The organism is Patescibacteria group bacterium, assembly GCA_027858235.1.
Lineage (GTDB): Bacteria > Patescibacteriota > Patescibacteriia > Patescibacteriales > BM507 > BM507.
In genome coordinates this window covers 1-10,834 of the sequence record JAQIDC010000025.1, presented here as the reverse complement: position 1 = coordinate 10,834, position 10,834 = coordinate 1, and the positions used below count along the sequence as shown (strand labels likewise).

Sequence of the window (10,834 nt, the reverse complement as noted above, 5' to 3'; positions counted from 1 at the left end):
ATTAGCTACTTTTTTATCAGCTCCCGGGGTCGGATTCGAACCGACGACCAATTGATTAACAGTCAACTGCGCTACCGCTGCGCTACCCGGGAATACTACTTCGCTAAAGCTACGAAGTATAAAAATATTTTATTTTCAAACTAAAATCTGCCTATTAGGCAGGTATGCATATATAATAAATTATTTTTAAAAATGCGTCAATACCTGTTGACTTTTACCTATTTTTAAGATATAGTAAATTTTTGTATATCAACAAAATTGAACCTTAAAAACTCAAATAAAAGGAGAAAATAAATGCCTAATTATGAGATTCTTCCGTTTGAACGAGATGAAAATAAGAAAGCGATGAATGTTTCCATGATATATAAAGATATTAGAATAACTTTCACCCCAAATTATGAAGATAAGACGTTTGCTTTCATAAAAACAAATTTATTTGGAAGAAGAAACACTTCAATCCCTCCTGATATTTTTAATGCAATGATTAACCAAATCCGTGGTATATTTTTTTCTAAGGGTAAGAAGAAGATAATTCATACTATACCCATTCCCAATAAAGAGAGACTAATTGAAGAAGCAATGATTCTCCATGCCGAAATTTTAGCATTAAAAGAAAATCATCCAAGATTAGACCTGACAAATTTATCAGAAAAGGTTTTAAAAAGTGAAGCTAGAAAAACTAGTCTATTAACCCATAAAGATTTTCGATACATGAATGTCTTTAAGGCTAATTGGCTTTTTGACCTTGGAAAACTAGGTATCAAAGTTAGTCCCGAAGGGTGGATTGTCTTACACAAGAAAAAGGATGTGGTGTTTGATTTTAAAGCTGCTGTCCGGATGCAAGATAATATCTTAAAAAAATATCTTGATAAAACCAGCAAGGATTGTGGTGAAATACCAAAAATTGAAGAAACGAGAATACTGATAAAAGAAATTAATAACTTACTTCTTGATTGGGATAATACCAAGAAAAAGAAAAAAAATCTCCAATCAAAAATATCCGCCTTGATTAATGACCTCTCTTCTTGCAGAGATAAGCTCAAAAAAGACACTGCCAAACTAGGTAAATCAATTTTACCGCTTAAGGATTCTCTTGATCGAAATAATCCAGGAGCTTTTGCAGCTAAAACGATAGCTATGTTAAATAATTTGGGAAATAGACTGATACACATAAAAGAAGTCCTCACTCCACTTGTTACAAAAAGAAAGAACAGTCTGAATAACTGCTATTCTGAAATGAACACCAAAAAGCTCGAAGCGATAAAAGACTTAGATAAATTTATTTCTATGCGAGGATTCAGTAATTTCCCCGAATCCTTTAAGATAGGAACAATTAACAAGCTCCTTTATTCTATGGAGGGATTGTTTATAAGTAGTTTCCATAACAAAAGTGTCCAAACTTCCTTTTATTTAAACGCAGCAAAAGATTGCATTCTCGAAACGAAAAAAGCAAAGAAAATCTTGCGGACCGCGCTAAGCATTCTGCAAAGTTAAACAAAAACCCCTCTTCTACAATTTGAAGAGGGGTTCTTTATTTATAAGAATCTAGTAATCTCGTAGTTTCTTTATACCGTCGTGTTTTTGAATCTTTTCAAGTGCCTTTGCTTCAATCTGCCTAATACGTTCACGGGTAACGTCGAACTCTCTTCCTACTTCCTCCAGGGTATGCGAAACACCGTCTGTTAGTCCAAATCTCATTTCAAGAATCTTTTGCTCTCTTGGTGAGAGTTGTGAAACAACTTCTTTAACATAATCTTTCAGTAGTTGCAGAGCAGCTGATCTGTCTGGGGTAACATTTTTAACATCTTCGATAAAGTCCTCAAGGGTTGAATCTTCGTCATCATCACCGATGCTAGTTTCGAGAGAAATAGTATCTTGAGATATTTTTATAATATGTCTAACTTTATCAATTTCTTCACTCATCTCAGCGGCAATTTCTTCTGGCAATGGTTCACGACCAAGATCTTGAATAAGTCTTCTTTGTACCTGTTGAAACTTGTTGATAGTTTCAACCATATGAACTGGAATACGAATAGTTCTTGACTGATCAGCGAGAGCTCTGGTTATAGCCTGCCTTATCCACCAAGTAGCATATGTTGAAAACTTATATCCTTTTCTATATTCAAATTTTTCAACTGCTCGAAAAAGACCAATATTCCCCTCTTGAATTAAATCAAGTAAGGAAAGACCCTTCGCTCCAGCAAATTTTTTGGCAATAGAAACAACCAAACGAAGATTAGCTTCGATGATTTGTCTTTCAGCCGCTTTTTCACCTTTATCTTTTCTCTTGGCTAGTTCGACTTCTTGAGCTCCTGTCAAAAGAGGCACCTTACCAATTTCTTTCAAGTACATTTGAATCGAATCAGTGTTTAACTTGCTCAAATCAACCATCGCTGCGGCTGCATCATCTTTTTCTTTCTTTTTCTCTTTGGCTGTTTTTGGAACCAAATTTAGGTCACCAGCATCAGATAGAAAGCTTGTGCTAACATTTAGCAAATCTTCTGTTTTTTCTTTGATTTCAACACCATGTTTTTGCATCTCCTCCAAAAACAATTCATAATCATAGATGTATTCTTCTACTTCTGGGAACAAATACAAAACTTCAGTTTCTGTTAAAAAACCTCTAGTTCTTCCCTTAGCGATAGTTCTAACAATTTTTTCCTCATCAGGAAGTACAATTACATGATCTTCTCTGGGCTTCAATTGTTTGGACTTCTTCTTTTTGGGAAATTTTTTGACTGCTGGTTTAGCAGTGTTTTTGTGAGTAGCCTTTTTTGTCGATTTAATTTTTTTTACGACATTCTTTTTTGGCTTTGCAGTTGATTTTTTAGCTCCAGCTTTTACTGCAGCTTTTTTTGGTGCCTTTTTCTTTGCAGAAATAGGCGTTTTAGTTGTCTTGCTTTTTCGAACGACCATTATATATATTATTTAAATAGTTCTCTTGACTCATCGGACAATATTTTAAATTCATCCATAAGACCTTTAATCTCATCTTTGCCTTCGTTGTTTTTTTCCAATTCTTGGATAAGTTTTTCAATTTCCTTTTTTCTTTGACTCAAATATGATTGTTTAATATTTTTAATAATTTCAATAAGTTCTGCCCTTGCTTTCTCATTATCGTATTCAAAAAAGTCTCTATCACCCAAAATAACCAGCTCATCTAATATTTTTGGCTGGTTTTGATCTGCTTCTTTTTCTAGGTAATCTCTAAACTGAGAATAGCTAAAACTGTTATCACGAGAAGTTTCTCCTATTAAATTATTAAGCTTATTATAATACAGGGCCAAATTTTTGTAAAGAGTCTTGTGGTTAATATCAGTTATAAAATCTGTTTCTATATTTTTCATAACATGTTCGATGTTGTCTGGGAATTTTAGGACTAAAGTTAAAAGCATTTTAATTAATTTGTCTTCTCTCGTTTCCTCTCTCTTTGGAGCTTCAAATGTATCAAAATTATCTATATTGCCGTCGTCAACATTGGCTTGAAGCTTCTTTAATTCATTTTTTATGTCAGTTTCTTTTGTATCAGTCTTTTCGCTTAGTTCTTTTATCCAATAATCTCTTTCGATATTATTTAATATATTAACCAAAAGTTTTGAAACTACATTTATCCCCTTAACTCTTTCCGTAATGTCTGAAATATCAAACTTGGAAAATGTTTTGTCAATGTAATAAGCCATCATATGTTTAGCTTCTCCTACTGCTTTTTTCCAGCCTTCAATATCATTTTTTATACAATCATCAGGATCTTTGCCATTAGGAACTTCGATCACTTTTATGTTCATCTCAGCAATTTGGCCTTCTTTAATTGCCCTTTCTGCAGCCAATTCCCCTGCCTTATCCATATCAAAAGCAAGAGCAATATTTTTTGTATACCTCTTGATTAGATTCAGTTGTTCTTTCGATAGGGCCGTGCCCGATGAGGCAATAACATTTTTAAACCCGTTTTGGTGGGCTGTTATTACATCCATTTGTCCCTCAACAACTACCGCGTAGTCTTGTTGTCTTATTTTTTGTTTTGACTTATCAAGACCAAAAAGAATCCGGCTTTTATCATAAATAACTGTTTGGGGGCTATTGATATATTTACCCATTTTCTCCGTTGCTTCTTTTTCTGGACTAACTCGGGAAGTAAAGGCAACAACATTCCCATTCACATCAGAAATTGGGAACATAATGCGTCCTCGAAAACGATCAAAATATCCTTGTCCGTTTTGTTTCTTCGTTGTCATCCCAGCTTCAAAAATTTCTTCTTCACTAAATCCTCTTTTTTTCAAAAAACCAAATAAATTATCCCAAGAATCGAGACTATAGCCAATCTGCCAATCTTCAATAGTCTTTTTAGATAATTCTCTTTTAGCTAGATATTTTCGAGCATTCTCCGCTATTTTTTCATTAGTTAATATATGATTATAATATTTCGCAGACAATTCCAAAATATCGAGTGCTTTGTTTCTTTTTGACGATGTTTCTGGATTTACGGCTTGAAGGGTAACTCCTGCTTTTGGAGCAAGTAGTCTCAAAGCTTCGATAAAAGTAATTCCCTCTAAATCCATTACAAAAGAAAAAATATCTCCACCTTTACCACAACCAAAACAATGCCAAATCTGTTTATCTGGGCTCACCATAAAAGAAGCGCTTTTTTCATTGTGAAAAGGGCAGCTTGCTGAGAAATTCATCCCAGATGCCTTAAGTGGAATATAGTCACGAATAACATCCACAATATCAAGCCGAGCTTTTATTTCGTCAGATGGTTGATTCATTATTTTTACTAATATTAAAAGTTTTTATATCTTATAACTAAAACAAAACTATTGCAAATATTTTGCAATTCTCTATGTATTTTAACTGTTTTATAGTTTAAAGTAAAATAGACTTTAAACATAAAAAAAGCCCCAGTGTTTTAACTAGGGCTTACTTAAATTTTAAGCGGGTTCTATAGCACTTGGATTTACGCGAATTATACAAGCGCCAGACCTGACCAAAATAATGCTTTTTTTCACTTCAACAATCTCCATTTCAGCCTTACTGTCTGGTTTCATCGCAGGATTATTACCAGCCCTTTCGCATCTATCAATAATTTCCTGCTTAAAAACAACCTTATCACCGATTTTCATGCTCTTCTCCTTTCGCTGCTAGAATGAACTATTGAAATATTCGTTTTTATCCAAAAAAAGCTTTAAAAAATCTCTTTGTTAACCCTTCTTCTTTCTCAGGCTCTTTTTTTATATTTTGAATACTTGATTTTTTATATTCATTTGCAATAAGGCTTTTCAATCTATTTGTTTCTGCTTGGACTGTATTACCGTCATATTCTGCATTATGCATATGAGAGCCCTCATAACTCGCTTGTTTCTGATCTAGATGCATATCAAAGATTATTCTATTGTCCTCTCTTTTTATATAAACATGAAAACGCGGGTAATGGCCAGCTCCCATTCTACGAACAAAACTTTCTTTTCCTCTCCGTCTATCTACAATAAAAGCATAACCATTTCTTCTTAAAAATTGCTCAGCATTTATATTATACTTGTTTTTATCTATCGTTATTTTCATCTACGAGTATTTTACTTTCGATTAAAGTTTTTTTGAAAATTACTATGTTATACATAAGAAAACTACCTACGCCCAAAAATCCAACAACCATTAGCTGGGCCAATAGATAATATATATGCATAAAATGAACTAAATAAAATATTCCAAAAGTATTTAATGTTAGGTTGGTACTAGCAACCATAAAATGCATAAGCATTTGTTTTGTTTTCATATTTTCTCTATTATCTTCAAATGTCCAATACTTTTGGAGATAAAAGCTAACGAAAAAAGATGCCGCAAAAGCAAGCACCGCCGAATGGATATACCATAGTCCAATTATTTCAGTTAAAAAGAATAACAAAAAAATATCAACTGCAGTCGCCGATCCTCCAGCTACAACAAAACGAAAAATCTTTTTATTTTTCTCAATGTAGAATAGTAATATCCTCCTCATATTTTAATTTCTGATTTTTGAAGTCTAGGTTCCAAAAATTATATACCTAGTTCTTTTTTGTATTCTTTTATCCATTCAGACAATTCAACTGTTGGCTCCCAACCGAGAAGTTCCTTAGCCTTTGTGTTGTCTGCAATAGTTTCCTTCGGTTCAATTCTAGCTTCAATGTTTTTGCTTGGCCCTCCTATCATTGCTGCCAATTCATTTACGCTATAATTTTTTCCTCGTCCAATATTTATTACTTCTCCCTTACCGACCTTATCTGATTCAGCGGCTAGGATATTTGCTCTTACTGCATCAACAACAGATGTAAAATCTCTTCTATTTTCTCCGTCACCTGTTATAGTCATTTTTTCCCCTCTTAACCTTTGATTAGCAAAAACACCCATCACAAGACAATAAGCACCTTCCAAGGGTTGTCTATTACCATAAATATTAAAATATCTTAAAGCCACTGTAGGGAGGCCGTATACTTCGTTGTAGAGTCTTAAATATCGCTCACCTATATATTTGTGTAACGCATAAGGACTCATAGGATTAACTGGCATATTTTCATGCAAGGGCATTTCTTTTTGATCGCCATAGGCTGAAGATGAAGCTGAAAAAATTACTTTTTTAGCACCAGCTTGACGAGCTGCTTCTAGGACATTGTGAGTACCATTTACATTAACGTCGTGATAAGTGAGGGGATCTTCTATTGAAGGTTGTACTCGAGCGAGTGCAGCCAAATGAAAAACATAATCAGCACCTTCAAAAATAGAAGTTAATCTTTCCAGATTTCTAATATCTTCTTTGTGAAACCTTGCCTTAGAGTTAATATTTTCCTTTTTACCTGTACTCAAATTATCAACGATAACAACCTCATCACCTCTTTTTATTAATTCATCAACCAGATTAGAGCCAATAAAGCCAGCTCCACCAGTCACTATACATTTAGCCATATATTTGTAATTTATTTTCTAAAACAGCTTAAATTAACATGAAAATTAAATATTGTCAATACCTCCAAAAACACTTTCTAGCAAATCCAAGTCTTTATTGCTGTCCTTCAGGAGTCTATTATTTTTATTTTGCAGAGCATTTAAAACGTCCAAGCCTTGACTATCGCCAACTGCTTCTTCATACTGTTCTTTAAATGCAGCAAAATCTTTTATAAAACAATGTCCACCTGCTCCTCGACCACTCTGATGAACTGGATCCATATGAGAACTACCAATACGAGAATCAGCGGCCATTGCCTCTTTTATTGTATCCCAATTTAGGTCATGACTAGTCGCCAAATCATGAAGCATATTCATAAAAACTACTTTTATATAAAGATGAACATTGCCTCCATATTTAATCAATTCAGCTTCACGAGAGTGACAAACTAATTTGAACGGAGCCTCTGGAAGTACTTCAAAAATTATTTCGGCATGCTTTCTATATTCTTCATTATCCACAGGAATACCTACAATATTTCTAACAGGATTGGCTACATCAAAAGCTGCGTTAGCCTCTCTTAAAAACTCCGGGGAATGAACTACATATATATCAGGGTTTTCTGCTTGAATCTCTTCAGTTACGCCAGGAAGTAAGGTTGATTTAATAACAGCCACTTTCCCTTTTCCAACAATTTTCACTGCCCCGCGTAAAATGCTAGAATCAAAACCCTCCGGTTTTGATGGCGTTGGAACTGCAATTAAAACTATATCGCAGTATTTTATTTCTTCTTTATTATTAATATATGGTTCTTCTAGAGAATATCGAACTACATCATATCCCCTATTTTCGAAATCATCTGCGTAGTGTTTACCTATCCACCCTTGACCTATAAAACCTATTCTTCTTTTCATTTTTCTTAAAAATTGGTGACATTCTTCACCTTCTTTTCTTAAATTATAACATTTTAACTATATCATAAAAAACAATTTTTGAGCAAGGATAATGTGTGTCTGTGTGTCTTGACACAAAAATAATTTAGCCTTAATATATTTATAAGATCATTGCTTAACAAAGTTATCGGGTGGGTCCTCCTAACCAAATAGCAAAAGTCAAAACATGATCCTCATGCATGGCCAAAGCTCGGAGGGCTCAACCGACCATTTCACAAAAGGACTTCCCCGGAAGTCTTTTTTTCTTTTTATTCACTCCCCTAACCTAAATCGCACTAATTCTAATTAACATGTATTTAGGTTAACTACTACTCTACAAAAAAATATATCTTTGCTACAGTATACTAGTATACTGTAGCACTTATTTATCCAAAAGATTTAATAATAGAAAATGACCGGGATGATTTTTTCTCAATTTTTTCAAAGACAAGTCTGAACAATCATCTTCTATTGAAATATTTAAATCTTTTTTGTTCATTTTTTCATATTTTTTTATAGTTTTTCTATAACCACCAAACCCTTCGTTTAACCATCTATCAACCTGAATAATAGTGCTAAACCCGACACCAAGGCTTTCTCTGATGTCTCTATGTGAATCTCCCATTAAAAGTAGTTAGCTATTTGTATTCTCCTTGATATCATCGTTATTTCACTTAGGGATAGCAAGTCTTTAAAAAATGATTTAACCTCATCTCTGCCTGACAACAAGGAAACCATAGTATAAAAATCACCAAGATATTTTTTCTTTTCACTTTCCGAAAGTGAATTATATTTTACTTTCCCACCCATATATTTTTGCTTCAGTATACTAGTATACTGAAGTACTATAAATTTAGTAATATGTATTATGTTTTAGTTGTTTTCAGGGTTATTTTATTTTATATTTGAGACGACTATTATTCTACAAAAATATTATTCTCTATTACAGGATTTGAATCGCCAAAAACTGAAATGGATTCTCCTGTATCTTGAAATAAGTTGTTAGTTATTTTTGTAGGGTTTGTTGATGAAGCGTGAGTAATTTCTATACCTTTCGAGTTATCAAAAAAAGATGAACCAATTATTTCATTTTCATCTTCAAAAATATTTAAAACTCCTCTGGATAAATCTCTAGCTCCGTACTTGAAAACAACACTTTCAAAGATATTATTTTTACTATGCAAATCAATGCTTCCCCAAGAACCAGGTGCTGGCCTCGTCTCGTTTCCATTTTGATCTGTATCCCCTCCTGAATTATTATCTTTATCAGAAGTAAATATTATAACGTCTTCCATTGTTCCAATTGCAGTTATTGGACCCTCAGCTAGAATTCCCGTCGGATATTCTTCGCCATTCTCTAGGTAGATATCATTAAACTTAACAATCACTCCAGGTTCTATAATAAGGCCTGCTTGACCAACTTTCATAAGTCTATCGACAAGATAGGGACTATCCTCCTTGCTTAGTCTATCAATATTTATATAATCGCCAGTAGTAGGAACGAGTGTTATTAATTCGGTTGATGACATTTCTGTTTTTAAATTTACTATATTTGAAAAATCAGACCAAGCTTCACCATTGAAGACTTTTATGGCAAGACAATAATCTGTGTTATCTTCTAACCCGAGTATTCTATAAGTATACGGTGGATCAATCATTACCATGGCAATAAAATAATCCTTTTGATTCCTGCTTGGCACAGTAGTTGACGCAGCATTTCCCCAATCAACATCTCCCTCGCAATTATTGTTTTTTAAATAGAGAATTTTATATAGGGCACCTATTTCTATATTTGAATATAATGAAGCAGTCCAAGAAATTTCAGCTTCATGCTCTTCTATGCTATTAATCCCTAAGTCATCTACTGCTCCAGGTATGGTCAAGTCTCTTGGCTCAAAGCTCGATCCATTTCCTTGTGGATTACTTACAGTGTGAGACACAAAGTCCTCTGAGTTGTTGTTTGTGTCATAACCGTTCCCCAGAAATGCATCGCTTTCTATATCTAGCATAGTTTCTATAGATGATTTGGAGTTGGCTTTTCTTTCTATCGAAATTGCATTTTCAGTTAGTTGAATTGGGCTTCCTTCAAAAACATGTTCAACCCCACCCCAAGCAACAGCATCAATCGCTTCGGGAGCATCTTCTCCCTCTTCTGGTTTTGAATCAAAAAGAGCGATTGATCCGTTTGAATTATTCAAAAAATCAGAAGCGTAAGAGAAGCTATCATCAGCAATACTTATTTCATCTTCAACAACTGAAACTAAAAAAAACCTCTAGACTCTATTTCTGCTGGTCTTATCTCCAGTAAACGATAGGGATTATACCAATCCCGTTCAGCAGGATAGTAGGCAAGATACCATGAACTTATTAAAAAATCCTCTTCTGTCGGATTATAGAGCTCGATAAATTCTGTTCCAATAATCCCCACTTCACTTATTAAAATATGATTGCTTTCGGGTAATATTATAATCACCTTATCAACCCACTCACCAATATTCCCCGCCATATCAACTGCCCTTATTCTAAAACTCATATTGTCTTGAGTGCTTATTGCCCTTGAAAAAATATTAGCTTCAACAATAAAACTGTCGAAGAATGCTCCATCAATAAACTCTTCTAATTCGAAATATTTAAATGGCGACCCATCTCTTGTTGAGCTAGCTATCTCCCAATTTATTAGTATTTCATTCTCACTGAAAGTAGTATCTCCAAATATTACTTCCGGTGGGGTTGTATCAATAATCCATTCAAAAGAAGTGCTGGCCGACCTTCCCAGCCTATCTTTAATCTTTATTTCTAATATATTCGATTCTTCATTAAACACTCTGCCCTCGCTAATACTTTCAGACAAGTCGCTTACCTGAAAATCTTCGTTGTTAAAAGAATATTTAAAAAGACTTGGGACACAATTGGCTGTAAACAAAAAGCTAGCTTCAGTTGAACTAGAATAATAAGCAGGTCCAGAAATTATTTCCACCACAGGTAAGTTAAG

Annotated in this window: 12 protein-coding genes and 1 tRNA gene; 1 reads left to right on the top strand and 12 read right to left on the bottom strand. The window is 33.9% G+C overall.

The genetic code is table 11. The features are described 5' to 3' along the window. Positions 1 to 20: 20 nt before the first annotated feature. A tRNA-Asn gene (locus PF572_01480) sits at positions 21 to 92 on the bottom strand. A 202-nt stretch (positions 93 to 294) separates the two neighbouring features. Here PF572_01480 and PF572_01475 point away from each other — a divergent pair. Beyond that, positions 295 to 1,494 carry a hypothetical protein gene (locus PF572_01475; GenBank protein ID MDA3839736.1) on the top strand — a complete coding sequence of 400 codons (1,200 nt, stop codon included), beginning with the start codon at positions 295 to 297 and terminating at the stop codon, positions 1,492 to 1,494. 51 nt (positions 1,495 to 1,545) lie between these two features. On the opposite strand, the gene PF572_01470 is transcribed toward PF572_01475, so the two are convergent. The 11 genes from PF572_01470 to PF572_01420 all read right to left on the bottom strand — a co-directional run. Next, positions 1,546 to 2,916, bottom strand: coding sequence for a sigma-70 family RNA polymerase sigma factor (locus tag PF572_01470; GenBank protein ID MDA3839735.1), 1,371 nt, complete (start codon positions 2,914 to 2,916; stop codon positions 1,546 to 1,548). Positions 2,917 to 2,924: 8 nt separating this feature from the next. Next, positions 2,925 to 4,763, bottom strand: a complete 1,839-nt coding sequence (gene dnaG / locus PF572_01465) for a DNA primase (GenBank protein MDA3839734.1) — start codon at positions 4,761 to 4,763, stop codon at positions 2,925 to 2,927. Positions 4,764 to 4,925: 162 nt separating this feature from the next. Then, a complete protein-coding gene (locus tag PF572_01460) occupies positions 4,926 to 5,117 on the bottom strand; it encodes a hypothetical protein (GenBank protein ID MDA3839733.1) in 192 nt (63 codons plus the stop codon). Positions 5,118 to 5,163: 46 nt separating this feature from the next. Then, on the bottom strand, positions 5,164 to 5,556 hold the full coding sequence (locus tag PF572_01455) for a hypothetical protein (protein ID MDA3839732.1): 393 nt from the start codon (positions 5,554 to 5,556) through the stop codon (positions 5,164 to 5,166). Then, positions 5,537 to 5,989 carry a GtrA family protein gene (locus tag PF572_01450; GenBank protein MDA3839731.1) on the bottom strand — a complete coding sequence of 151 codons (453 nt, stop codon included), beginning with the start codon at positions 5,987 to 5,989 and terminating at the stop codon, positions 5,537 to 5,539. The genes PF572_01455 and PF572_01450 overlap by 20 nt, the downstream gene beginning before the upstream one ends. A 38-nt stretch (positions 5,990 to 6,027) precedes the next feature. Further along, the gene (locus PF572_01445; protein MDA3839730.1) at positions 6,028 to 6,930 is read right to left on the bottom strand and encodes a GDP-mannose 4,6-dehydratase; all 903 of its coding nucleotides are present in this window, start codon (positions 6,928 to 6,930) and stop codon (positions 6,028 to 6,030) included. 45 nt (positions 6,931 to 6,975) lie between these two features. Next, a complete protein-coding gene (locus PF572_01440) occupies positions 6,976 to 7,824 on the bottom strand; it encodes a hypothetical protein (protein MDA3839729.1) in 849 nt (282 codons plus the stop codon). 400 nt (positions 7,825 to 8,224) lie between these two features. Next, positions 8,225 to 8,467 (bottom strand): hypothetical protein, encoded by a 243-nt coding sequence (locus PF572_01435; protein ID MDA3839728.1) that lies wholly within the window; start codon positions 8,465 to 8,467, stop codon positions 8,225 to 8,227. Beyond that, the gene (locus PF572_01430; protein MDA3839727.1) at positions 8,467 to 8,652 is read right to left on the bottom strand and encodes a Trp family transcriptional regulator; all 186 of its coding nucleotides are present in this window, start codon (positions 8,650 to 8,652) and stop codon (positions 8,467 to 8,469) included. Before PF572_01430 ends, PF572_01435 begins: the two co-directional genes overlap by 1 nt. 107 nt (positions 8,653 to 8,759) lie before the next feature. After that, entirely contained in the window at positions 8,760 to 10,040 is a 1,281-nt protein-coding gene (locus tag PF572_01425; protein ID MDA3839726.1) for a fibronectin type III domain-containing protein, read from the bottom strand. Between the two features lie 62 nt (positions 10,041 to 10,102). Then, positions 10,103 to 10,834, bottom strand: a 732-nt coding sequence (locus tag PF572_01420; GenBank protein MDA3839725.1) for a hypothetical protein, incomplete at its 5' end; no start/stop codon positions are given.